This window comes from Micromonospora acroterricola (assembly GCF_003172955.1).
Lineage (GTDB): Bacteria > Actinomycetota > Actinomycetes > Mycobacteriales > Micromonosporaceae > Micromonospora > Micromonospora acroterricola.
Genome location: NZ_QGKR01000172.1, coordinates 38,855 through 61,678, shown reverse-complemented (window position 1 = coordinate 61,678; position 22,824 = coordinate 38,855). Strand labels below are relative to the sequence as shown.

At 71.4% G+C, this 22,824-nt stretch carries 21 protein-coding genes; 7 read left to right on the top strand and 14 right to left on the bottom strand.

The window, feature by feature from the left end; genetic code table 11:
* Nucleotide 1: 1 nt before the first annotated feature.
* The 5 genes from DKT68_RS11135 to DKT68_RS11115 all read right to left on the bottom strand — a co-directional run bounded on the left by DKT68_RS11135 (nt 2) and on the right by DKT68_RS11115 (nt 4,608).
* Nucleotides 2–331, bottom strand: a complete 330-nt coding sequence (locus DKT68_RS11135) for a hypothetical protein (RefSeq protein ID WP_109817333.1) — start codon at nt 329–331, stop codon at nt 2–4.
* Nucleotides 328–750 carry a hypothetical protein gene (locus tag DKT68_RS11130; protein WP_109817332.1) on the bottom strand — a complete coding sequence of 141 codons (423 nt, stop codon included), beginning with the start codon at nt 748–750 and terminating at the stop codon, nt 328–330. Before DKT68_RS11130 ends, DKT68_RS11135 begins: the two co-directional genes overlap by 4 nt.
* A gap of 149 nt (nt 751–899) precedes the next feature.
* Nucleotides 900–1,385 carry a molybdenum cofactor biosysynthesis protein gene (locus tag DKT68_RS11125; protein WP_109817331.1) on the bottom strand — a complete coding sequence of 162 codons (486 nt, stop codon included), beginning with the start codon at nt 1,383–1,385 and terminating at the stop codon, nt 900–902.
* A gap of 126 nt (nt 1,386–1,511) precedes the next feature.
* On the bottom strand, nt 1,512–3,614 hold the full coding sequence (locus DKT68_RS11120) for a PQQ-dependent sugar dehydrogenase (protein WP_236646835.1): 2,103 nt from the start codon (nt 3,612–3,614) through the stop codon (nt 1,512–1,514).
* A 37-nt stretch (nt 3,615–3,651) separates the two neighbouring features.
* Complete coding sequence (locus tag DKT68_RS11115; RefSeq protein WP_109817330.1) at nt 3,652–4,608, bottom strand: LamG-like jellyroll fold domain-containing protein; 957 nt, start codon at nt 4,606–4,608, stop codon at nt 3,652–3,654.
* 133 nt (nt 4,609–4,741) lie between these two features.
* Between DKT68_RS11115 and DKT68_RS11110 the strand changes: the two genes are divergently transcribed.
* Entirely contained in the window at nt 4,742–5,776 is a 1,035-nt protein-coding gene (locus tag DKT68_RS11110; protein ID WP_109817329.1) for a LacI family DNA-binding transcriptional regulator, read from the top strand.
* Between the two features lie 92 nt (nt 5,777–5,868).
* A complete protein-coding gene (locus DKT68_RS11105; protein ID WP_109817328.1) occupies nt 5,869–6,744 on the top strand; it encodes an alpha/beta fold hydrolase in 876 nt (291 codons plus the stop codon).
* Nucleotides 6,745–6,768: 24 nt separating this feature from the next.
* Here the strand turns inward: DKT68_RS11105 and DKT68_RS11100 are convergent, their stop codons facing one another.
* Nucleotides 6,769–8,418 carry a glycoside hydrolase family 27 protein gene (locus DKT68_RS11100; RefSeq protein WP_109817327.1) on the bottom strand — a complete coding sequence of 550 codons (1,650 nt, stop codon included), beginning with the start codon at nt 8,416–8,418 and terminating at the stop codon, nt 6,769–6,771.
* 151 nt (nt 8,419–8,569) lie between these two features.
* On the opposite strand from DKT68_RS11100, the gene DKT68_RS11095 reads away from it, so the two are divergent.
* Nucleotides 8,570–8,974 carry a hypothetical protein gene (locus DKT68_RS11095; protein ID WP_109817326.1) on the top strand — a complete coding sequence of 135 codons (405 nt, stop codon included), beginning with the start codon at nt 8,570–8,572 and terminating at the stop codon, nt 8,972–8,974.
* A gap of 136 nt (nt 8,975–9,110) precedes the next feature.
* Complete coding sequence (locus DKT68_RS11090; RefSeq protein WP_109817348.1) at nt 9,111–10,127, top strand: methyltransferase; 1,017 nt, start codon at nt 9,111–9,113, stop codon at nt 10,125–10,127.
* Nucleotides 10,128–10,211: 84 nt separating this feature from the next.
* On the opposite strand, the gene DKT68_RS11085 is transcribed toward DKT68_RS11090, so the two are convergent.
* Nucleotides 10,212–11,063 (bottom strand): alpha/beta fold hydrolase, encoded by an 852-nt coding sequence (locus DKT68_RS11085; RefSeq protein ID WP_109817325.1) that lies wholly within the window; start codon nt 11,061–11,063, stop codon nt 10,212–10,214.
* A gap of 186 nt (nt 11,064–11,249) precedes the next feature.
* Here DKT68_RS11085 and DKT68_RS11080 point away from each other — a divergent pair, with 186 nt between their 5' ends.
* From DKT68_RS11080 to DKT68_RS11070, 3 genes are all read left to right on the top strand, one after another.
* On the top strand, nt 11,250–11,570 hold the full coding sequence (locus DKT68_RS11080) for a hypothetical protein (RefSeq protein WP_109817324.1): 321 nt from the start codon (nt 11,250–11,252) through the stop codon (nt 11,568–11,570).
* Complete coding sequence (locus DKT68_RS11075) at nt 11,564–11,857, top strand: hypothetical protein (RefSeq protein ID WP_109817323.1); 294 nt, start codon at nt 11,564–11,566, stop codon at nt 11,855–11,857. The genes DKT68_RS11080 and DKT68_RS11075 overlap by 7 nt, the downstream gene beginning before the upstream one ends.
* A gap of 70 nt (nt 11,858–11,927) precedes the next feature.
* On the top strand, nt 11,928–12,794 hold the full coding sequence (locus DKT68_RS11070; RefSeq protein WP_109817322.1) for a metallophosphoesterase family protein: 867 nt from the start codon (nt 11,928–11,930) through the stop codon (nt 12,792–12,794).
* A gap of 84 nt (nt 12,795–12,878) precedes the next feature.
* Here DKT68_RS11070 and DKT68_RS11065 read toward each other — a convergent pair whose 3' ends face one another.
* From DKT68_RS11065 to DKT68_RS11040, 7 genes are all read right to left on the bottom strand, one after another.
* On the bottom strand, nt 12,879–13,628 hold the full coding sequence (locus DKT68_RS11065) for an alpha/beta fold hydrolase (protein WP_109817321.1): 750 nt from the start codon (nt 13,626–13,628) through the stop codon (nt 12,879–12,881).
* A 490-nt stretch (nt 13,629–14,118) separates the two neighbouring features.
* A complete protein-coding gene (locus tag DKT68_RS11060) occupies nt 14,119–15,027 on the bottom strand; it encodes an XRE family transcriptional regulator (protein WP_236646834.1) in 909 nt (302 codons plus the stop codon).
* 553 nt (nt 15,028–15,580) lie between these two features.
* A complete protein-coding gene (locus DKT68_RS11055) occupies nt 15,581–17,968 on the bottom strand; it encodes a galactose-binding domain-containing protein (protein WP_109817347.1) in 2,388 nt (795 codons plus the stop codon).
* Between the two features lie 162 nt (nt 17,969–18,130).
* Nucleotides 18,131–19,378 (bottom strand): YeiH family protein, encoded by a 1,248-nt coding sequence (locus DKT68_RS11050; protein WP_109817320.1) that lies wholly within the window; start codon nt 19,376–19,378, stop codon nt 18,131–18,133.
* Nucleotides 19,378–19,524, bottom strand: a complete 147-nt coding sequence (locus DKT68_RS31415) for a hypothetical protein (RefSeq protein WP_201748991.1) — start codon at nt 19,522–19,524, stop codon at nt 19,378–19,380. Before DKT68_RS31415 ends, DKT68_RS11050 begins: the two co-directional genes overlap by 1 nt.
* Before the next feature lie 402 nt (nt 19,525–19,926).
* A complete protein-coding gene (locus tag DKT68_RS11045; protein WP_109817319.1) occupies nt 19,927–21,801 on the bottom strand; it encodes an adenylyl cyclase in 1,875 nt (624 codons plus the stop codon).
* Between the two features lie 222 nt (nt 21,802–22,023).
* A complete protein-coding gene (locus DKT68_RS11040; RefSeq protein ID WP_109817318.1) occupies nt 22,024–22,779 on the bottom strand; it encodes an alpha/beta fold hydrolase in 756 nt (251 codons plus the stop codon).
* Between the last annotated feature and the right edge of the window lie 45 nt (nt 22,780–22,824).

Here is a 22,824-nt window from a genome sequence, read left to right as displayed (position 1 = left end):
GTTACCCCAGCCCGCCGGCCAGCGAGCGCATCGTGCCCGCGCCGTCCTCGTCGACCCGGTCGTACGCGTCGGCCATGGCGCTCAGGTCACCACCGGCCGAGCCGATCTCCTCCACGGCGAGCCCGAGGCAGTCGAAGACGTACGCGGCGACCTCGGTGTACGCCACCCCGATCAGCGAGCCGATGTCGTCGGCGCCCCACGGCTCGCCGTAACCGGTCATCTGCGCCTCGAAGCCGTCCAGCTCGCCGAGGAAGCGTTGCGCGAGGTCCGCGACCGTCCCGCCGGCGTCGCGCAACGTCTGCGGCTCCACCTCGAACCCGTTGCCGCTCATCGCGGACCACCCCGGGCCAGCCGGTCCTGCGCCTCGGTCAGCGCCGCCAGGAACGACCCGAGCCGCGGCACCGCCGTGTCGCGGACCTCCGCCAACTGCTCCCGCAGCTGCGACAGGTCACCGGCCTGCGGCGGGGTCGTAGCGCCCCGCATCGCGTCGATCGCCGCGTTGACGGCCGTGGTGATGTGCTCGGTCAGCTCCTCCGAGCCGAGCCGCATCAGCCGTGGCTCCACGAACAGCGAGCGCAGCCGGCCGTCCGGCCCCAACTCCGCCCGGACCTGACCGTCCGCGGCCTCCCCGGCCGGCGGTGCGGCCGGCTCGCCGTCGGCGCCGGCGGCCGGCGCGCTGACCGCGCCAAGCGCCTGCATCGTCGCGTCCAACATGCGGGTGAAATCGCCGCTGACCGGATCCGCCGCCATGTGCCCTCCCCAAGGCCGAACGGGCCGAGCCTAACCGACGGGTACCACACCGCACCGCGCCCGGCCGGCGGTCGGTGACGGCCCGATCCGCGTCCGCACTGTGGACGGTGATGCCGTCGGCCGGGGACCCCGCCCGCCGCGACCCGACGCTACGGAGCGGGCGCCCGCTCGACGGTGGCGTCGACCGGGCCGATCCGCAGCACCCCGTCGTTGAGCGGCGTGCAGCGGACGCCGCCCGTGGTGCGCAGCGCCTTCCACGCACCCGGGCCGACGGTGACGTCCATCCAGGCGCAGGGGCGGGCCGCCCGGTTCACGCGCAGGCTGACCGGACCGTCCCCGGAGTCCAGCACCAGCACCCTGCCGATCAGCTCGTCCACGGCGATGCCGGTGGTCAGGACGTTGCGGCGGACCTCCGCCAGACCGATGCCGGGTGGCAGCGACTCCTGGGCGATGACCGTGACGCTGGCGTCGCGGTGTGCCGGCTGGCCGAAGTACCGGTCGCCGACGATGCCCAGGCCGGCGCGGATCCGCACGACGTCGACCAGCTCGCCGGGTGGGGCCGGCGCCGGGCCGTCGGCGGGCCGGCCCAGGAAGCGGTGCACGGGCGAGGCCAGCAACTCGACGATCCGCGGCATGGCACGGATTCTACGAACCGTACGGGCCCCTCCGGGCCGGCTCGACGGACCCGGTCGGGCGGGGGCCGGCCGAGCTGCCGGGTGGGGACGACGGCACGGGCGCCGCCGTCCCCACCCGGCCGGTGCTCAGGCGGGCGTGCCGGTGACGGTCAGGTCCCGCAGTCGACCCACGTTGTCGAACGAGCCGAAACCCACCCGCCCGGAGCCGAAGGTCGTGTCCTTCGCGGTCATCAGCGGGTCGCGGCGCCCGTCGACGTAGACCGCGATCTCGCCCGTTGCCGGCAGGTGCACCACCCGCACGCGGTGCCAGTCCGCGTCGGTGATCGCCGGGTTGGCGCCACGCGACCGGCCGTTCCACTGGTGGTCGATGCGTTCCCGGTCGGCATTGTTGACCTTGAAGATGCCGTTGTGCGGATAGATCGTGTTGTCGGTGGACAGGTGGGCGTAGTAGAACTCGGTGTCCGACCGCCACCCGAAGACGATGATCACGTCCCGGTTGCTGACCTCCACCGGCGTGTCGAGCCGTACCCGGGCCTCGACCTCCACCGACGACCACGCCGGGCCGGCGGTGAGCACGGCGTACTCGAACGGCCGGCGCGGACCCGGCCGGCTGACCCCGGCCTCGGCGAGGATGACCTGGTCGCGGGTGAACTGCCACTTCGCCGGGGTCACCGGCGCCCAGTTCGACGCGCCGGCGGTGCGGCGCAGGGTGGTGTCCCCGACGTCGCCGCTGGCGAAGACCCGCGTACCGGTGACCTTCCAGACCTTCCCGTTGGCCTTGGCGAGCAGGTAGAGCTCGCCCGCGGCGTCGGTGCCGAAGCGCAGGTCCACCCGGTTCGGGTCACCGGGCGCGCCGGGCCCGGAGAGGTCGCGCATCCGGACCGGCCCGCCCGCGGCGTCGAACAGGGCGAGCTGGTGGATCGTGGCCAGACCCCGGCCACGGCGCATCTCGTTCGCCTCCGTGTAGAGGACCCGGCCGTCGACCAGGTCACCGAAGACGTACTTGCCGCGCAGCGCGGGCACCGCCCGTCCCCGGTAGACGAACCCGCCGGCCACCGCGACGCCGACGTCCGCGGTGCAGTTCCAGTCCGCGGCCGGGTCGTGGTCGTACGCGGCGACCGGGTACGTGTAGCCGTACCGGTCGTCGTCGGCGGGCAGCGGGAACAGCCGGTCGCAGGGGTTGGTGGAGGTCTTGTCGAAGACGAAGGAACCCTCGCGCTCGCTCCAGCCGAAGTTGTCGCCGGCGCGCACCTCGTAGATCGCCTCGATGGCGTGCTCACCGATGTGCCCGAGGTACATCCGGCCGGTGGCCCGGTCCCAGCTGAAGCGGTGTGGATCGCGGAAGCCGACGGCGTAGATCTCGCCGAGCGCGCCGGCGCGGCCGACGAACGGGTTCGTGGCGGGAACGCCGTACCGCCCGTTGGCCGAGTTGGCGCCCCGGGGGTCGATCCGTAGCAGCTTGCCGTGCGGCACGCCCAGGTTCTGCGGGTCGGTGTTGCGCACACCGAGGCCACCGTCGCCGACCGCGAGGTACAGCAGCCCGTAGTCGGGATCGTGGCGCTTCGCGGTGGGGTTGAAGTTGATCTCCTGGATGCCGTGCACCTGGCCGCCGAACCCGATGCGCAGGACCTCGCGGTGGGTGCCGGCGAAGGTGTCGGCGCTCGGGTCGGTCGCCGTCCACTCGGTGATGACGCCGTGGTAGATCGTGCCGGCCTGGGCGTAGTCCGGTGGGGTGGTCGCCGCCGACGCCAGCTCGGTGTGGATGGTGTAGAACCGGCCGTTGGCGCCGAACTCCGGGTGGAAGGTGACGTACCCGAAGCCCTGGCCGAGGCCGCGGCCGGAGAAGAACCGCGGCGCGAACGTCGTCGCCACGTCGAGGTAGACGTGCGGCACGCCATCCTCGACCAGGTAGAGGCTGCCGTTCAGGTCGGGCACCGCGCGACGGCCGGAGCCGTCGGGCACCTCCATGATGGTGTTGATCCGCGCGGTGCGCATGAGCCGCGGATCGGTCGGGGCCGGATTGGGGTACGACTGCGGGAAGCTGGCGTACTCGCTGAGGACCAGCCCGAGCCGGGACTGGACCGGCATCTCGGGGACCGGGTCGTAGACCGCGTCGGCGGCCCGGGCGGGGGTCGCGACCAGGGTGGACAGGAACAGCACGACGGCGGTGAGGCCGGCCGTCAACAGGGGTCTGCGGATCCTGCGGGCGCTGTCGTGGATGGTGAGCACGCGTGTCTCCTTCTCGGTGGGACGGTGCCGAGGGTGGTCAGCGGGCCAGGTGGCGGTACTGCCTCCGCACATCGCTCGCGGAGACCACGCTGTCGAGGAACATGAGGCCGTCCATGCGGCAGTCACACGGGTTCCGCTCCAGCGTGTCCTGCGGGAAGCTTCCGCCGATCTTGATGCCTCGCGGGTCGGAGGCCGTGGTCACGTGCGGGCCGGGCCCCGACACGAGCCACGGGTCGTCGGTACGGGTGTAGAAGCCGTCCACCGGTTCGCCGTTGCGGTAGAGGGCGAGGGCGCCGGTGCCGAAGTCGAAGGTGGCGGCGAGGTGCACCCACTCCCCTGCCGGCAGCAGGGCCCGCCAGTCCTGGTTCGCGGCGAACGTCTGCGAGTTGCCGCCGTCGAGCCGCCGGCCGAGCGCGACCAGGCGCAGTTCCCCGTCGACGTCGATCAGCTCGAGCAGGGCGCGGACGCCGTGGCCGTCGGAGTCACCGGTCAGCACCCCGGCGAGCCCGATCGCGTTGTACCGGTCGGTCGGGTCGGCGGTGGTGGAGTTGGGCAGCGGGCTGTCCATCTCGAGCTTGAACCAGCCCATCACGGTGGTGCCCGCGGTGGCGCTGAAGGCGCGGAGGGTGCGTACCCCGCTGGCCGACCAGGTGCCGGCCTTCCAGTCGTCGTTGCCGTTCACCGACGGGTCGATCTGCCGGGTCCGCACCGCGTTGCCGCTGCCTCGGTAGGCGTGGTCCCGCACCCGCATGGCGGCACCGCCGTTGACCAGCTCGACCTCGGTGCCGGAGCGGCCCTGGTCGCGTTCGAGCGCCGGGTCGCCCGGCACCGGGTGGTCGAAGTCGTAGGCGGCGACAAGGTGCGCCCGCAGGGCGGGGTGGACGTCGGACGGATGGGTCCGGTCCGCCTGCGCCGGGGGCGCGCCCGCGCCGGTCAGTGCGCCGATCGCCAGTAGGGAGACGGTGGCGACGGCGGCTCGTCTGGCCCTGGACATCGCGTTCACCTCGTTTCGCGGCACGCCGGGTGCCGGGTACGTAAGCGCTTACGTAAGCGCTTACGTACCCTAGGCTTCGAGCAACGTCACTGGCAATAGATCGCGTGACATGGATGTTTCCGGGGAGTTGCGGATGCCCAGGGCTGGCCAACGGCCGCGCCTCGTCGACGTGGCCGAGCGCGCCGACGTCTCACTGGCGACCGCCTCCCGGGCCCTCGCCGGTCGCGACGGGGTCAGCGCCCAGGTCGCCGACCGGGTCCGGCGGGTCGCCCGCGAGCTCGGGTACGTCGCCAACCCGTACGCCCGCACCCTGGCCGGCGGCGCCAGCTCCACGGTGGGGTTGATCGTTCACCAGGTCGACGACCCCTACTTCTCCGAGATCGCCGGCGGGGTCATCCAGCTCGCCGCCGAGCAGGGGCTGCTGGTGCAGATCTGCCAGTCCGGCCGGGATCCCGCCTACGAGTTGCAACAGCTGCGTCACCTCATCGCCCAGCGGGTCGGCATCATCCTCATCAGCGGTTCCGGCTACGACGACCCGCGGGTGGAGGCGGAGGCGCGGGCCGAGCTGGCCGCGTTCCAGGACCATGGCGGGCGGGTCGCCGCCATCGGAAGGCACGCGCTCGGTGTCGACGCCGTCCTGCCCGACAACGAGGCCGGCGGCCGGGCGCTCGCCCAGCACCTGGTGGATCTCGGCCACCGGCGGATCGCGGTCGCCGCGGGCAGCGCGGGTCTCACCACCGTCGCCGACCGGCTCGCCGGCGTCTCGTCGGCGCTGCGGCAACGCGGCCTGCCCCCGTCCGACCTCGTCGTCGTGCACGGCGAGTTCACCCGGGGCGGCGGGCGGGCGGCCACCGAGCAGATCCTCAACGAGCACCCGGAGACGACCGCGATCGTGGCGCTCAACGACGCGATGGCGACCGGGGTGCTGTCGACGCTGCGCTCGCGTCGCATCCCGGTGCCCGGGAGGATGTCGGTCGTCGGCTTCGACGACGTCTCCGTGGCAGCCGACCTGGCGCCCAGCCTCACCACCATCCGGCTGCCGATGACCGAGATGGGTCGGACGGCCCTCACCCTCGCCCTCAAACCGCGCTCGGCGCGGCCCCGGCGCCGCTCCACCGGGCATCTGCTCGTCGTCCGCGACTCGACCGGCCCCGCGCCGGTGGCCTGACCAGACGGCGCGGCCGGTCGGATTCGGCGGCGATCCCGCACGGCTTCTGGCACCGTCGAGGGGTCCGCCCACCCTGTGGCTGAGGAGACGGCATGGCCGAGACAGCTGTGCGCCACCGAACGGTCGACGTCGACGGCATCACGATCTTCTACCGGGAGGCCGGCGCCAGCGACGCGCCGGTGGTGCTGCTGCCGCACGGCTACCCGTCGTCGTCGTTCCAGTTCCGCCACCTGCTGCCCGCCCTGGCCGACCGTTGGCGGGCCGTCGCCCCCGACTATCCCGGCTTCGGCTACAGCGGCCTGCCCGGCCCCGACCGCTTCGCGTACACCTTCGACGCGCACGCCGAGCTGCTCCGGCGGTTCACCGAGGTGCTGGGGCTGACCCGCTACGTGATCTACCTCCAGGACTACGGCAGCCAGTTCGGGTTGCGCCTGGCGATGGCCGCGCCGGAGCGGGTCGCCGGTCTCGTCATCCAGAACGGCGACATCTACCCCGACCAGCACGGGCCGAAGTACGAGCCGCTGAAGCGGTTCTGGCGCGAGCCGACCGACGAGGGCCGGGACCAGTTGGCCGCCGCGATCACCGAGGAGGGCTTCCGGCGCGAGTTCCTCGGCGAGCTGCCGGACCGGCTGGCCGACCGGGTCAGCCCGGACCTGTGGCGGCTCTCCGGGGCGCTGGTCGCCGACCCCCGGCGGCGCGACGCCTGGCTCCGGCTCCTCGCCGACCAGGGCAGCACCGTCGCCTGGTTCCCCCGGCAGCAGGAGTACCTGCGGACCCACCGGCCACCCACGCTGATCGTGTGGGGGCCGCACGACGGCTACATGCCGGCCGGCGCGGCCCGCGCCTACCTGCGGGACCTGCCCGACGCCGACCTGCACCTGCTCGACGGCGGCCACTGGCTGCTGGAGACGCACCTCGACGAGGTGGTACGGCTGGTGCGCGACTTCCTGGCGCGCGTCCAGCCCTGAGCGGCGCCGGGCCGCCGACCCCGGTCAGCCGCGGGACCAGCGCTGGTTGGCCGCCCCGTGACACGTCCAGAGGACCACCCTGGTGGTGTTGCCGGTGGCCGCCCCGGCCACGTCGAGGCAGAGCCCGGACTGCTCGCCCACGATGGTGCCGTCGGCCCGCCACGTCCAGCGCTGGTTGCGCTGCCCGTTGCACGGCCAGATGATCACCTTGGTGCCCGGCGCGGTGCCCTGGTCGTACGCGTCGAGGCAGCGGTCGCCGTAGACCCGCAGCTCGCCGGTGGGGGTGCCGGTCCAGAGCTGGTTGGCCGCGCCCTGGCAGTCGTAGACGATCAGATCCGTGCCGTTGACCCGCGCCGCGCCGTTCACATCCAGGCAGCGGGTGGACCCGGCGCCGACCACCGTCGAGGTGGTCAGGGTGGCCGGCGTGCCGCCACGGACCCGGAAGGCGGCGACGCCGTGCGACGGCACGTCCGCCGAGACCGTCCCGGTGCTGGCGGACTCGCCGCCCGTCCAGAGGTCGCGGACGGTGAACGGGCCCGCGCCGAGCAGACCGACCTCGGCGGTCGTGGTGCTGATGCGGGCCGTGGCGCCGCCCCGGTTGAGCAGGGCGACCGCCACCGAGCCGTCGGCGAGCGCCTTGGCGATCACCTCGGTCGCTCCGTCGTCACGGACCCGCCGCCCGCCGTGCCCGGCCGGATCCTGGTTGACGGCGAGCAGGTCGGCGTTGCGCAGCACCGTGCTGACGTCGGCCGACATCGAGCGGATGTCGTTGCCGGCGATCAGCGGCGCGGCCATCAGCGCCCACAGGGCGAAGTGCGCCCGGTACTCGGTCGGGGTCAGGCCGCCGACGCCGACCTCCAGCATGTCCGGGTCGTTCCAGTGGCCGGGTCCCGCCTGGGCGGCCAGCGGCAGGGTCTCGTCGATGATGTTGACGACCCCCATCGGGTACGAGTTGACGTTGCCGGTGTCCCAGAACGGCTTGATGTCCTCGGTGGTGCGCCACAGGTCGGCGACCGTGCCCCAGTTGTAGGTGGCGCCGGTCGGCGCGTGGTAGCTGTTCGGGTTGATGCTGTAGACGATGTCGCGGCCGGTGCCGCGCAGCGCGTCGCGCATCCGGGTGAACGCGGCGACCTGCTCGTCCCGGCTGCCCTCGGGCGAGCACCAGTCGTACTTCAGGTAGTCGACGCCCCAGGCGGCGAACGTGGCGGCGTCCTGCTGCTCGTGGCCCTGGCTGCCGGTGGAGCCGGGGTAGGCGCCGCCGCGCTGCGCGCACGTCTGGGCGGTGGGCACCTGGTAGAGGCCGAACTTCAGGCCCCTGCCGTGCAGGTAGTCGCCGAGTGCCTTCATGCCGCTCGGGAACCGGTCGGGGTTGGCGCGCAGGTTGCCCTGCCCGTCGCGTTGCGGGTCGAACCAACAGTCGTCGACCACCACGTAGCGGTAGCCGGCGGTCCGCATCCCGGTGGAGACGATCGCGTCGGCCATGCCGCGGATCAGGCTCTCGTCAATCGCGCAGCCGAAGGTGTTCCAGGAGTTCCAGCCCAGCGGCGGGGTGAGCGCGGGGCTGCCGGGCGCGGCCGGCGCGGGTGCCGCCGGCAGGCCGACGGCCAGGGCGGCGGTGGTGGTCAGGACGGTCAGCGCCGACGCGAGCGCGCGTCGGCAACGGGATCGGGGCATGCGCCGTCTCCTCGACAGGCAGCACTCGGACGCCGACACCGGGAGCTGGCAGCAGATGAATGCCCTCGTTCTACCAGCGGCGGACATCGACGGTCAACCATGGGCACCAATGCTCATTCCCCGACCGGGCCACACGGGGGATGATCTCCGGATGACAACGACGAGGGGTACCCGCGCACTGCTCGGAGCTCTGTACCTCACGGTGGCCACGGTCGGGGTGTGGTTGCTCTGGCTGGGCTGGGACACCGAGTACACCGTCGACCCGGAGACCGGCTCGACCAGCGGCCCGTACGCGGCGTGGCAGGTGATCGGCTGCGTGCTCAGTCTCGTGCTGCTCGCCGCCCTCGCCGTCCGGCGGCTCAGCCCGTGGCTCGTGGCGCCGGTGATGACGGTGGCCTTCACCGCGGCCTGGGCGTGGCGGGCCGCGTCGAGCGACGACAGCGGCCTCTGGGCCGTCGGGGCGGTCCTGGTGCTCATCGGGATGGCCATCGGCACCACGGCGGTGAGCCTCGGCGCGCGCCAGGTCGGCCGCCGCCTGGCCAGGCGGCCCGGCTGAACCGAGGCGTCCCGACCGAGCGGCGGCCCGGTCAGCGGAGCGGGCTGATGCTGCTGCCGGTGCTGGTCACGCTGGTCGGGGCCTGACCCGTCGACCGCCCATCGTGGACGGACGGGATCTGTGATCTCATGTGGTCATGATCACTCCGACTCCCCTCATGCGCCTGGTGGCCGGCGTCTGGGGGTTCAAGACCCTCGCGGTCGGCGTCGAACTCGGCCTGTTCACCCGGCTCGCCGACGGCCGGACGATGACCGTCGAGCAGGCGGCCGCCGAGTTCGGGCTGGCCGACCGTCCGGCGGACCTGCTGCTGGCCGCGAGCGCCTCGCTCGGCCTGCTGGAGAAGGCCGGCGACGGCTACCGCAACACCGCGCTGGCCGAGCAGTTCCTGGTCGAGGGCCGGCCGTACTACTTCGGGGCGCAGGTCAGCTACTCCGACCTGCGCACCTATCTGCCCTGGCACCGCATCGGCGAGGCGCTGCGCACCGACCGGCCGCTCACCTGGGACCCGCAGGCGCAGCAGTCGATGTTCGACACGACGGACCCGGAGATGCTGGCGCAGTTCTGGGACGCCATGTACTCCACGTCGAGCTTCACCGCCGCCGCGCTGGCCGACGCGTACGACTTCTCCGCGCACCGCCGGCTGCTCGACGTGGGCGGCGGCGCCGGGGCGTTCCCGATCGAGTTCTGCCGCCGCCTGCCGGAGCTGCGGGCGACAGTCCTGGACCTACCGCACGTCTGCGCACGGGCCGAGGAGCGGATTGCGGCGGCCGGTCTGGCCGAGCGGATCGGCACCGTGGCCGGCGACTTCCTCGCCGACCCGGCGCTGCCGGGCGGGCACGACGTCATCCTGCTCAGCATGATCCTGCACGACTGGGACGAGCCGACCAACCGGGCGCTGCTGGCGCGGTGCCACGACGCGTTGCCACCCGGCGGGGCCGTCGTCGTCTGCGAGCTGCTGCTCAACGACGAGCGCACGGGGCCGCCGGAGGCGGCCCTGATGGGCATGAACATGCTGGTGGAGACCGAGGGGGGCCGGAACTACTCGGGCGCCGAGTACGCGGCCTGGCTCACCGACGCCGGCTTCGTGGACGTCCGCACGGTGCCGTTCGACGCACCCGGCGCCAACGGCGCGGTCGTGGCCCGCCGGGCCTGAGAGCCGACGACACCCGGCCCGTGGAGACCTGGGCCGGGTGTCGTGGGTGTCCTCGTGCCGGTGTCCGATCCGTGCCGCTGCGGGTCAGGCTCGAGCCTTGGCCGGCTGCTTCATGAAGTCCATGATGGCCTTGTTGATGTCGTCGGCGTGCGTCCACGGGATGCCGTGCGGCGCGCCCTTCAGCGTGATGAGCTGGCTGGTCGGCAGCATCGGTGCGAGCCGCTGACCGGTCACCGGGAACGGCAATACGTTGTCCTTATCGCCCTGCATGATGAGGACCGGCACGTCGATCTTCGGCAGGTCACCCCGGAAGTCCTCCAGCCAGGCGTCCACGGAGTCGTGGCTGGCCTTGCCGGAGGCCATCGCGCCGATCTGCCAGTGCGCCCGGTACGCCTCCTCGCCGACCAGCTTGCCCTTGTTCTCGCTGTAGTTGAAGAACGCGTCGCAGAACTGGGTGAGGTAGGCGAAGCGGTCCTTGATGATCGCCTGCTGGAAACCCTGGAAGAGGCTCCTGTCGACCCCCTCCGGGTTGTCGCTGGCCTTGCCCAGGTACGGCTCCAGCGGGCTGAGCAGCACCGCGCGGCTCACCCGTCGGGAGCCGTAGTTGGCCAGGTAGCGAACCACCTCGCCGGTGCCCATGGAGTGACCCACCAGGGTCACGTCGCTCAGATCCAGCTCGGTCATCAGCACGTCGAGGTCCGCGGCGAAGGTGTTGTAGTCGTACCCGAACGCCGGTTGGGCGGAGTTGCCGAAACCGCGCCGGTCGTAGGTGATCGTCCGGTATCCGGCGTTGAGCAGCGCGCTGGTCTCCTTCTCCCAGGTCGCGCCGTTGAACGGGAAGCCGTGGATCAGCACCACCGGCTGACCGGATCCGTGGTCCTCGTAGTAGAGGTCGATGGGCGCGGAGTTCTCCGTCCCCACGGTGATGAAAGGCATGTCGTTTCTCCTGCTCCGGTTCGGGCTGTCGGACGCCAGCGCTTTCCCGCCCGGTAGCCGGATATGCCGGTCGCCCGAGCGCCCCACCGCTCGCGGCGGCCTCGTGAGCCCCACCTGCCCATCGACATTTATCTACCCGCTTGCTAGGGTCGCCGGTAGAAAGTTTCGGGTTTACGGGAGGTGGGCATGCCTCGACCGATCCGCACGGGGGTCGCCGCGTTGGCCGTCGGGGTGGCAACGGCCGCCCTGGGCGCCGCGCCGGCCCACGCCGACCCGGTGGTGCCCCGGCACGCCATCGTGGTCTGCCAGAGCGCCAGCTTCTACGCCAACTACGACTCCGCCGGCGGTCCCACCGGCCTCAAGCGCACGCTCGCCTACGGCAATAGGATCGGCCACACGCCGGGCGCGCACCCGGTCTACAACGGGTGGGCGGCCTCGTTCGACTTCGGTCCCAACGACTGGGGTTACCTCCGGGCCGAGTGCATCGGCGGGTACGACTCATGGTGACCCGATCGGCGGCCCGGGCGACGGCCGGCCTGCTGGCCGGCATCATCGTCGCGACGCTCGCCCCGCCGGCCCCGGCGCAGGCCGCCAACGGCACGATCGGCGAGCGGGAGACGGTGTGCGCGAGCGACCTGTTCGTCCGCACCCAGCCCAACGGCGCCTGGATGGGCACCCTCTACCAGGGTCAGACCTTCCTCGTCGAGGGTCCCCGCAGCGGCGGCTACATCTACGGGTTCGCCTACGGGCACATCAACCGGCGCGGCTGGGTGCAGGACGGCTGGTTCTGCTGACTCGGTCGGCGCGGGCGACACCGACCGGACAGGGGTGCCCCGACCCGGCGTGGCGGCCTAGCCTCGGAGTGTGAGCCTTCCGCCCCGGCTGCGGGCCGTCAGCGACCTGCACATCGGCTATCCGGACAACCGCTCGTTCGTCCGGGAGCTACGCCCGGCCAACGACGCCGACTGGCTGCTCGTCGCCGGTGACGTGGCCGAGCGGTACGCCGACATCGAGTGGGCGCTCACGCTGCTCAGCAGCCGGTTCGCGAAGGTCGTCTGGGCGCCGGGCAACCACGAGCTCTGGACGCCACCCGACGACCCGGTCCAGCTGCGCGGTGAGGAGCGCTACCGCGAGCTCGTCCGACTGTGCCGGCGGTTGGGGGTCGCCACCCCGGAGGATCCGTACCCGGTGTGGGACGGGGACGGCGGTCCGGCCACGATCGCCCCGCTCTTCGTCCTGTACGACTACACGTTCCGGGTGCCCGAGGCGACCACCAAGCAGCAGTCACTGGACCTGGCGTACGAGACCGGGGTGGTCTGCACGGACGAGGCCCTGCTGCACCCCGATCCCCACCCGAGCCGCGAGGCGTGGTGCGCGGCCCGGGTCGCCGAGACCGAACGCCGGCTGGCGCAACGCGACCCGGCCCTGCCGACCGTGCTGGTCAACCACTACCCGCTGGTGCGGGAACCGACCGACATCCTGTGGTATCCGCAGTTCGCCCAGTGGTGCGGCACCGTCCGCACCCGGGACTGGCACCTGCGCTTCGGCGCGACCACCGTGGTCTACGGGCACCTGCACATACCCCGGACGACGTTTCACGACGGCGTCCGTTTCGAGGAGGTGTCCCTCGGCTACCCCCGGGAGTGGCGGCGGCGCGGGCCGGTGCCGGACCCGGTGCGCACCATTCACCCGGCGGACGACATACGCCGGCGCGCGTCCGTCAGCGGGTGAGCCCGACCAGTGTGGCCAGTCGCGCCACGCCGGCCGGCACCTCAACCTTGAGCTCCAGCCATGTCCCGGACGGCGGCTGCCGAACTAGCCCGTGGTGGCGCGGGCGGCGCTGTCGATGAAGTCTGCGACCGGGCCGGGTTGCGACACTGCCACGGCGTGAGACGCGTCGATCTCGATCGTGGTGGAGCCGGCCCGTTGGGCCATGAAGCGTTGCAGGTCCGGCGGAATGCCCAGGTCCCGGGTAGAGACCAGGGTCCATGACGGGATGGTCTTCCAGGCGACCTTGGTCACGGACCCGGTCTGGGCGCTCTCGGTGGGCGGCCGCTGCGTAACCGCCATCACCTCGGCGACGTCGGGGGCGACGTCGGCGGCGAACACTGCCGGAAATTTGTCTTGCTCGATGTACTGCTCCATGCCAGTACTACCGTCGGGCAGACGACAGGGAACCATCTTGATGGAAGTACCAAGCTGGCTCCCGGGATACTTCATGGTCAGGTCGAGCACGCTTTCGCCGACGTCCGGGCTGATGCTGGCGACGTACACCAAAGCCTTCACGTTCGCGGCGCCGTCCGCAGCCTCGGTCATCACTGATCCGCCGTACGAGTGAGCGGCCATCACGACCGGACCGTCCACCGTGTCCAAAACGGAACGGACGTAAGCGGCGTCTTCCTGCACACCGCGCAGCGGGTTGGCAATTGCCATGACCGGATAGCCTCGACGCTTGAGATGAGCGATCACGCCTTTCCAGCTCGACGAGTCGGCGAAAGCCCCGTGCACGAGCACAACAGTCGGCAGCCCTGCCTTCTGTCCAGACGCGTCAGGAGTAGCGTTCATTCAGCATCACCTTCCGGAAAGTCACACTGCCGCTGCACGGTGCGAGCACGACGGTAATCGGCGGAAACGTTCGACGGGGCGTCCGGATGGCTCCGCGTGGTGACCCGGATTCCGGCCTCCCGGTGCGGTACAGCACTAGTATTCAGCAGGGGACGTGACTTCCGTCAGCGATTCAAAAGACGGGCGGATCCTCACAACGGCGACCCGCTCGGTGCGCGAGTGGAGATCCGTCATCCGGAGCAAGCAACCTCTACCGGCCCTCCGGAATGGTGATCCCGTACTCCTTGATCTGAACGGTTTCGAACATCCTGCGCTTCGACGCCGCCACCGTGGTCTACGGGCACCTGCACGTCCCCCGCACCGCGTTCCACAACGGGGTGCGTTTCTAGGAGGTCTCCCTCGGCTAACCCGCGAGTGGCAACATCGGGGCCGGCGCCCTACCCGATCCGCACCATTCACCCCGCGGACGACAGACGCCGGCGCTCGTCCATCAGCGGGTGAGGCCGACGAGCGTCGCCAGTCGCGCCACGCCGGCCGGCGCCGGCCGCGCGCGGGCAACATCAGCGATCACGGTACGCGCCAACGACCGACACCGAACCTCTGCCGGCGCGACGCTGTCCGCGTCCACCAGCGCCCGTGCAGCCCCGCGCAGGTCACCCATCTGGAGGTACGCCCGCGCGAGATCCACCAAGTACGCGCCCCGGTACTCGGCCGGCAACCGCTGCCACCCCTCCCGCCGCACGACGGTCGAGTGCCTCTGTAGCACCTCAACGGCGTCACCCCGTTGCGCCGCCACCAGAACCCGCGCCAACTCCACGGCGATCGGCCCGAAGCTGGTGCGGTGCGGATCGTCGTACCTCCTCAGGCTGGCGGCGACGCCCGCGGCCCGCTCGGTCAGCTCATCGGCGCGGCGGCTTTCGCCGCCGCCGGCGGCGGCCAGGGCGGACTGAAGCAGCAGCGTCCCACCCACGGCCCACTCCCCCGCCGACCGCTGCGGCGCGACCCTGCTCCCGCCCCTGTGATCAAGAAGTTGACGGTCGCTCTGATCTTCGGAAGGCCCGTCAAACTCATGATCACGGGGGTGCGCTGGGGCGGGGGTGATGCGGTTCGCGGCGGTTAGGGCCGTTGTTAGGGCTAGGCGGTCGCGGTTTGACGCGCGGAGCGCCTGGGCTACCGAGATGGCCGCCGTTGCCGCCAGGACCGGATCATCGCCGGCGGCCGACATCGCCCGGTCGGCAGCCAGCCACCCGAGGTCGGCCTCGCCGAGCTTCACCAGCAGCGACGAGGTGATCCTGTACGCCTGCACCAGCAACTCCGCCGACCGCGCGCCCTGGACGGCATCCAGCAGACCCGGCAACACCCGCACCAACTGCCCGTAGTGCGCGTGCTGGTAGCTCAACCAGGCGTACCCGACCTGCCTTCTCACCTCTTCCGACGATGGGGCGGGGTTTCGGGGTGTCGTAACGGGCGAAAGCGGCCCGGATGTCGTCCACCCCCTCCAACGGGCCGGCAGGCGTTGGCCGCTGCTGGCCGAGCAGCACCTCCGGGTCGACCCGCAGCACGTGGGCCAGGTCCTGGATCACCGAGTACGGTCCAGGGCGCGCACACGCCGCTCCACCTTGTCCACCCAACTCTTCGACCTCCGCAACCGGTCCGCGAGCATCTGCTGCGTCATCGACCGCCGCACCCGCCAGCGGGCTGCGACCACTATCGGACCGTTGACCAGCGATGCGAGCCGAACCACGCCGCGTTGCCGATCTCTGGGGGTAAAGGGGTCGTCAGTTCGATTCCGCCCATCTCGCCCGAGTGCCAGGCGGCTATTTGGGATTCTGGCTGGCGATGACCTCAGGCGACGTACGGGAGCTCCATCCTGATCAGAGGTTCAGTTTGGCCTTAGGTAAGCGCCCCCGTATGGGCGGCCGCCGCTCCCCCGGCGGCCGCCCACGCCTCGGTCAGCTGGCGTAGACCTCCAGCGTCGACAGTTGCCCAGCCGGCCAGCCGGTGTTGCCGGTGACGGAGATCCGCACGTAGCGGGTCTGAGCGGCGGTGAAGCTCAACGTCACCTGGTTACCGCTGGCTGGGTCGAAGGTCCGCCCCGCCGATCCGACGAGCGTGCCGAAGCTCCCCCCGTCGGTGCTGCCCTGCACGGACAGTGTCTGCGTCCGAGCGCCCCACGCCGACGACGGCGGCAGCTTCAGCACCACCCGCCCGACCGTGCGCGAGGAACCCAGGTCGACCTGCACCCACTGCGGGAACGCGTTGTTGGCGCTCTCCCAGTAGCTGTTCGCGTCACCGTCCACCACGTTGCCCGACGCGTAGCTCTGGACCTGGCTGCTCGCCGTGGTGGTTCGACCTCGGGCGAGGTCCGCGTTGGCTGCGGCGTCCGTGGTGACGGTGACCGCGGCGGACGCGGCCGAGGTGTTGCCGGCGGCGTCGCGGGCGGTGACGGTGAAGGTGTACGCGGTGGACGGGCTGAGCCCGCTCACCGTCGCCGTGGTGCCCGTGACGGTGGCGACCACCGTGCCGCCCTGGCGTACCTGGTAGCCGGTCACCCCGGTGTCGTCGGTGGAGGCCGTCCACGCCAGGGACACGCTCGTCGAGGTTTTGCCGGTCACGGTGAGGCCGCTCGGCGTGGTCGGCGGGTTGTCCGGGACGGTGCTCCCGGCGTACACCTCGACCTGGGCGAGTTGGGCGGCCGGCCAGCCGGTGTTGCCACCGATGCTGATGCGGACGTAGCGGGCCGTGGTGGTCGTCAGCGTGCGGGTGACGGTGTTGCCGGTTGCCGGGTCGAAGGCGAACGCGGAGGCCCCGGCGATGGTGGCGAAGGAGCTGCCGTCGACGCTGCCCTGCACGGTGATGGTCTGGGTGCGCGCGCCCCAGCCGGCGGGCAGCCGCACCACGAGCTTGTTGACCTGGTGGCTGGCGCCGAGGTCGACCTGCCACCAGTGCGGGAAGGAGCCGCCGCCGCTCTCCCAGTAACTGCTGGCGTTCGAGTCCACCGCGTTCGATGCCGGGAACCCGCCGCCCTGGCTGCTCGCCGAGGTGGGTCGGCCGGCGGCCAGGTTCCCGGTGGCCGGTGGTGGGGTGCCGACCATCGGCGGGGTGGGGCGTACCGCGGTGAGCGCGAGTTGCCCCTTGAGCATCCGGCCGCCGTCGGCGGTGATCCGCAGGTAGTAGTCGGAGGAGCAGGCCACGCCGTCCTCGTCCAGCGCCCGGATGTTCGCTCCGGCCGGGGTGGTGGCCTGGGTCTCGGAGGTCTTGGCGATCTGGTTGCCCTCGTTGTACTCGTCGAACATGGACACGTAGAGGCCCTGCGAGCCGAGCCGGACCATGTTGTAGATGTGCCGCCAGTAGAAGTCGCCGTGCCGACGGTGGCCCCCAGCGAGGTCACCGGGCATCACGCAGGGCTGGTAGTCGATGCCGCGCGCCGCGCAGTCGGCCATGTCGCCGACGTTGACGTTGTTGTAGTACGAGTCGAGCTCCTCCACGGTCCTGGCCCGGTAGACCATCCACGGCGAGATCATGTTGAACGCGTGGTAGACGTCGAGGAAGCCGGGGCGGGAGTCCTCGATCCCCTGGCGCCACCAGGTGGGCACGCCACCGATGACGTAGCAGCCCTGCGCCTTGAACCAGTTGACGACCTCCAGGCAGGGCCCCGGGGTGAAGGGCCGGCTGGGCTCGCTGAAGCCGAAGCCCCAGATGCAGACGACCGGCTTGCCGTTCTGCCGGGCGTACGCGGAGGACGCGGTGTGCGCCGACATTCTCGTCGTCCAGTCGGTCTTGATGTCCGACTGCATCGTCAACCAGTCGGTGACGTCGTACATGATGTAGAACTTGCGGCCGTGACGCTCGGCGGCGGAGCGCACCTTCTGCGTCATCGCGTCGCGGGTCGGGCCCTCGTCGCCCATCGGGTTGAACCGCTGCAACGCGGCGGTGTCACAGCCATACTCCTGCATCCACCGGAAGTGGGTGTCCACCGTCTGCTGGTCGTAGGAGGAGAAGAGGGTGGCCGGTGAGCCGTTGCCGAGGTTGGGGTAGGCGGTGGGATAGCTGTGCGTGTACTCGCGCATGTCGGGCCAGGACACGATCGTGGTGTTGGCGGGCGAGGGCGGCTGGAACCGGTCGCGGCTCCAGTGCCACCAGCCGCCGATGGGCGCGGAGTCGCCGGGGCAGCTGAACCAACCCTGGTAGCCGACCGTCACCTTGCCGACCACGTCCCCGGGGGGACTGGCCGCGTGGGCGGGGCCGCTGAGTGTGGTGAGCAGTTCGGTGGTGGAGGCGGCGGCGAGGGCGGACCCCGCCATCACCGATGTGACGAACCTGCGGCGGGAGACCGCCATGACGACCACTCCTTCGGGACGGAAGGCATTGACGGTCATCGTGGCAGGAGCGATTGCCGCATCGCAAGAGTTCGACTTATCGATGAAATTATTGGTCAGCAGGTGGGAATTTGGCGAGCACCCCGCCCGCCGGCAGCCCGGAGGGCGGGGTGCGACGCCGGCTCAGGCGGAGAAGTTGCGGAACAGCAGGGACGCCAGGCCGAGCGCCAACGCCAGGTTGAACACGGTGGCGCTGGCGAACACCGCGACGGGCCGCCAGCCGGCCTCCCGGAGTGACGCGACCCGGACCTCCAGACCGATGCTGACGAAGGCCAGGATGAGGAACCAGACACGGAGGTCGTTGACGATCGCGATGGTGGCCTTGCCGTCCGCGCCCGCCGCGTCCAGGTACCACGTGGCGATCACCGAGGCGGCGATGAACCCCAGGACGAACTTGGGGAAACGCCTCCACAACTCCCCGAGGCCCGGTCGGGCCGCGCCGGGCAGCCGCTCCACCCGCAGGGTGAAGTACGCCGTGAGGGCGACCGCGACCACGCCCATGAGGGCGTTCTGGGTGACCTTCACGATGCTGGCGATCTGGAGGGCCTCCTCGCCGGCGAGCGCCCCCGCCGCCGTGACCGCGGCCGTGGTGTCGATGTTGCCGCCGATCCAGGCGCCGGCCACCGCGTCGGACAGCCCGAACACGTCGGCCAACCAGGGCAGCACGAAGATGGACGGCAGCGCGAAGACGATGACCAGACTCGCCGTGTAGGCGAGTTGTTCACGACGGGCCCGGACCGCCCCGGCGGCGGCGATCGCGGCGCTGACCCCGCAGATCGACACCGCCGAGGCGAGCAACGCGCGCAGTTTGTCGTCGAGCCCGAACCGGCCGGCCAACCACCAGGTGAAGAAGAACACCCCGCTGATCAGCAGGATCGCCTGGGCGATCGCCGGGCCCGCCGCGCTGGCGATGACGGCCAGGTTGATCGACGCCCCGAGCAGCACCAGACCGGTCTTGATGAAGAACTCGGTCCGGAACGCGGCGGCGATCCGGTCACGCCAGCCGAGCAGCGTCACGGCGACGTTGCCGAGCAGGCCGAGCAGGATCGCGTAGACCGGGTACTCGACGGCCGCCCCGATGTCCTCGACGGCGGTGCCCTCCGCCCACCCGGGGACGTTCTGCTCCAGGTAGCGGGTGAGGGCGGCGAGAACCACCACGACCACCAGGCCGAGTGCCGTCCAGGCCCAGAACGTGCCGCCGCGCGCCGCGCCGGCGGGGTCGACGGTCGACGGGGGTCCGCTGTCCGGTGCGGACTCGACGGAGCCGGCGGGCACGTCGCCCACGCGGGTCTCATGGCTCGTGTCGTCAACCGTGCCGGTCGCGTCGATCGTGCGGGGCTCGTCGCCCGTGCGCGTCACGTCGGTGGCCATCAGGGCACCAGCCCGGCGGGGATGGCACCGAGCAGGACCAGACCGAGCAGGACCAGACCGAGGATGGTCGCCACCCAGTCCTCGTTGAACGCGAGCCGGGAGGCGCCGGCTGTCGGCGGTGTGGATGGTGACGGGTCGGTGCTCATGACATACCTCCGAGGGGGGAAGGACCGATCCGGGCGTGGCGGGATCGGGTGGGGCGAGACGCGGACGCGCGAGGGGCCGCGACGAGCGGGTGGATGGCCCGCGGGCACCGGACGGGCCACGGGCCGGCCCGACGACTCGGCGGCGGCCGGGCAGTGTGCGGGCGGCGACGCGCTCAGGCGGTCGCTGGCGAGCCGGGACAGAGCCCGGAGGCGACCCGCATCAGGTCCACGACCCGACGGGAGGTGAGGAGCGGACCGACCGGCATTCGCCCATTTTCCTATCGGGCCGATAGGAATTCAAGACCGGGGACCATTTCTCCGTCCGGCCGGTCGTCCCAACCCCGAACCGGCGGAGGGCCGGAGCACACCGGCTCCGACCCTCCGTCAGTACGCCCGAGATCCCTACGGAGTCGGGTACTCCGTGACGTAGACCGGCGCGCCGACCTTGGTCATGTCGGCCGCGTTGCCAACGCCGTTGACCACGTGGTCGATCGTGCCGGCGCTGAGGTTGACGGTCATGATGTGGTGCAGTCGCACGCCCGGGGTCACCGGGACCTCGAAGCCGTTCTCGGTGTGGATCGACGGGTTGTTCTGGTTGAAGACGTAGACCCCGCCGCCGTACAGGGTGTGGTGACGCACGCGGTCACCGACCTTGTAGCCGGCCCAGCCCTCGACGCCGCCGTGCATCCAGTCGGCCTGCGTCGGCGGGTCGTACGGCAACTCGTTCTGGTAGAGGATCGTCGTGCCGTGCTCACCGTTCCAGACGGTGTTGTACCGCTGGAAGTGCTCGACGAACAAACCGGTGGCCGTCACGTGGTCGCCGTTGATGACGGCGCCGTAGCGACCCGTGTTGGTCCTCCAGCGGTCCGTGTCGCCGTTGACGCCCTCGGTGAAGCCCTCCACGCCGTGGTCGCCGCGCCACACCCAGGTGTGGTCGATGAGCACGTTGTCGCTGTTGACCTCCAGCGCCGTGTTGGTTCGCCCGATGTGCGGGCCGCCGACGCGGAAGTACACGTCGGACAGCGTGGTCGGGTTGGTCGGGCTGCTGCTGTCGTGCCCGTGCTGCCGGCCCACCCGCAGCAGAACCGGCGACTCGACGCGTCCCGCGTCGATCGTGACGCCGGCGACCACCACGCCGGGAACGCCGGCGACGTCCAGCGGGACGGCGCCGTTCACTGCGGTGAGCGTGGCGTGGCCGATGCCGAGCACCACCGTGTTGGGCCGCCGGACCTCGATGCTACGGGCGATGTCGTACGTGCCGGGGGTGAGCAGCAGGTGCTTGCCGCGCGCGAGCTGGCTGTTGATGACGTGCACCGGGTCGGACGGCCTGGCGATGAAGAAGTCCCGGATCGGGATCGTCCGCCCCGGCGTCATGCCGTCGGCCCAGGAGACGCCGCGGGTGTCGCGCCGCGCGGCGGGCACCCGCACGTTGTAGTTGCCCTTGCCGTCGACGAAGAGGTACGGCTTCTCCCGGCTCAGCGGGGTGGTCTCCAGCGTGGTGTAGGGCGGGTCCGGGAAGGACGCGTCGTCCGGTGCGCCCTCGACCCCGGCGAAGACCTGGTTCCACACGGCGTTGGACCAGCTGGCGACCTCGCTGTTGCGGGTCAGCCACTGCTGCTGGGAACCGTTGGTGGTGGCCGGCAGCCGCGAGTCGGCGATGAAGCCTCCGCTGGCGTACTGCGGACCCGCGGTGCAGTAGTCCATCAGCGACAGCCCGCCGCCACTGATGTTCAGGCGGCGCATGGACACCGCCTGGGACACCGCCCAGAAGTTCGCCGACGACCGGCAGCCGTCCTGGCCCGCGCCGTTGATGGTGAGCGAGAGGTTGGACAGGGTGCGCCAGAAGTTGACCAGCGCGAGGCAGTTGCCGGTGCCGCCGTCCGCCAGGCAGCGGTTGTACACCTCGATCTTGCCGTTGACGTTGACGTCGGTGGGCGAGGCGCCCAGGCCGGAGACCTCCGTGTAGTAGCCGACCTTGGCCTGCAACGGCTGCTCGGCCGTGCCGTACGTGCCCGGCTTGAACAGGTAGGCGTGCCGCGCGGTGCCCATCTCGTTGTCGACCTGGCGGGCGTGCGCGGCGTCCAGCGTCTGCTGGATCTCGCTGACCGGCATGCTCGGGTCGAAGATCGTGACGTTGGGCCCGAAGTCCGGAGCGCCGTACGCCGGGCGGCCGGCGGTGGCGGCGGTGCTGCTCGCCGTGACGGCGGCGGTCAGCACCAGGGCGACGAGGAGGGTGCGGCCGGTTCGCCGGCGTACCCGTCGGGGCTGGATTGTCATGTGGTTCGTCCTCTCCGCTGGCCGGAGACTGCACCGGCACAGCTGGGGCGGTGAGAGCGCTCTCTGATCCCTCCGGCCAGAGGTCAGGCCGGAACGAAGGGGTCGGCATGTTTCTACCCGGTAAATCGGCCGGACGCTATTCCTGGGCGTCCCGAACTTCGGTCCGGGCCCTCTGACGAGGCGTCCGGAGTCGCCGCTGCTGGCGAGCTGACCGTCGTTCCGCTACGCCTCGTCCAGGAACTCGTCGATCATCGGGGCCAGCCAGTCGGCGCGCTGCGGCACAGAGGTGTGGGTCGTGCCGGGCAGGACGGCCAGCCGGCACGCCGGCAGGCCGGTGAGGTCGCCGGGCACCGCGCCGCCGAGCAGCCGGAACATCCGCACCGCGTGCTCGGGCTGGACGATGTCCGCGTCGGCCAGCACGATCATGGTGGGCGCGGCGAGGGCCTGGATCTGCTCCGGGGTCCACCGCGGCAGGTTCGCGTCCAGCACCTTCATCTTGGTCACCAGGCTGGCCCAGCCGGCCGGGTCCGGCGCGGTCCGCAGGTACTCCTCGTGGAACTCCGAGCCGTGCAGGTGCTCCGGTCGCAGATCCTGGATCCCGTCGAGCAGCCCGGGGTGCAGGCCCGCGTCGTCGAAGCTCACCGAGGCGAGCACCAGCCGGCCGACCCGGTCGGCGTGGTCGGTGCCCAGGCGCAACGCCACCGCCGCGCCCATGCTCCAGCCGTACACGTCCGCCCGCGCGACGCCGAGCCGGTCGAGCAGCTCGACAACGTCGTCAGCGAAATGCTCCACGGTCAGCGGACGGTCGACGTCCGGGGTGTGGCCGTGTGCCTGCAGCTCGACGGCGATCACGCGCCGGGTCTTCGCCAGAAGCGGCAGGATCGTGCCGAACGAGGTGTCGATGCCGGATAGCGCGCCGTGTACCAGCACCAGCGGGCGGCCCTCGCCGCTGCCGTGCTCTTCGTGGTGGATGTCCATGACCACACGGTGCGCCGGGGCGCTTACGGTCCGCCTCAGGTCCCC

Bases quoted from the DNA above. Each gene is read 5' to 3' on its own strand.
- DKT68_RS11135 (WP_109817333.1), bottom strand. From the start codon at position 331: ATGAGCGGCAACGGGTTCGAGGTGGAGCCGCAGACGTTGCGCGACGCC.
- DKT68_RS11130 (WP_109817332.1), bottom strand. From the start codon at position 750: ATGGCGGCGGATCCGGTCAGCGGCGATTTCACCCGCATGTTGGACGCG.
- DKT68_RS11125 (WP_109817331.1), bottom strand. From the start codon at position 1,385: ATGCCGCGGATCGTCGAGTTGCTGGCCTCGCCCGTGCACCGCTTCCTG.
- DKT68_RS11115 (WP_109817330.1), bottom strand. From the start codon at position 4,608: ATGTCCAGGGCCAGACGAGCCGCCGTCGCCACCGTCTCCCTACTGGCG.
- DKT68_RS11110 (WP_109817329.1), top strand. From the start codon at position 4,742: ATGCCCAGGGCTGGCCAACGGCCGCGCCTCGTCGACGTGGCCGAGCGC.
- DKT68_RS11105 (WP_109817328.1), top strand. From the start codon at position 5,869: ATGGCCGAGACAGCTGTGCGCCACCGAACGGTCGACGTCGACGGCATC.
- DKT68_RS11100 (WP_109817327.1), bottom strand. From the start codon at position 8,418: ATGCCCCGATCCCGTTGCCGACGCGCGCTCGCGTCGGCGCTGACCGTC.
- DKT68_RS11095 (WP_109817326.1), top strand. From the start codon at position 8,570: ATGACAACGACGAGGGGTACCCGCGCACTGCTCGGAGCTCTGTACCTC.
- DKT68_RS11090 (WP_109817348.1), top strand. From the start codon at position 9,111: ATGATCACTCCGACTCCCCTCATGCGCCTGGTGGCCGGCGTCTGGGGG.
- DKT68_RS11085 (WP_109817325.1), bottom strand. From the start codon at position 11,063: ATGCCTTTCATCACCGTGGGGACGGAGAACTCCGCGCCCATCGACCTC.
- DKT68_RS11080 (WP_109817324.1), top strand. From the start codon at position 11,250: ATGCCTCGACCGATCCGCACGGGGGTCGCCGCGTTGGCCGTCGGGGTG.
- DKT68_RS11075 (WP_109817323.1), top strand. From the start codon at position 11,564: ATGGTGACCCGATCGGCGGCCCGGGCGACGGCCGGCCTGCTGGCCGGC.
- DKT68_RS11065 (WP_109817321.1), bottom strand. From the start codon at position 13,628: ATGAACGCTACTCCTGACGCGTCTGGACAGAAGGCAGGGCTGCCGACT.
- DKT68_RS11055 (WP_109817347.1), bottom strand. From the start codon at position 17,968: ATGGCGGTCTCCCGCCGCAGGTTCGTCACATCGGTGATGGCGGGGTCC.
- DKT68_RS11050 (WP_109817320.1), bottom strand. From the start codon at position 19,378: ATGGCCACCGACGTGACGCGCACGGGCGACGAGCCCCGCACGATCGAC.
- DKT68_RS31415 (WP_201748991.1), bottom strand. From the start codon at position 19,524: ATGAGCACCGACCCGTCACCATCCACACCGCCGACAGCCGGCGCCTCC.
- DKT68_RS11045 (WP_109817319.1), bottom strand. From the start codon at position 21,801: ATGACAATCCAGCCCCGACGGGTACGCCGGCGAACCGGCCGCACCCTC.
- DKT68_RS11040 (WP_109817318.1), bottom strand. From the start codon at position 22,779: ATGGACATCCACCACGAAGAGCACGGCAGCGGCGAGGGCCGCCCGCTG.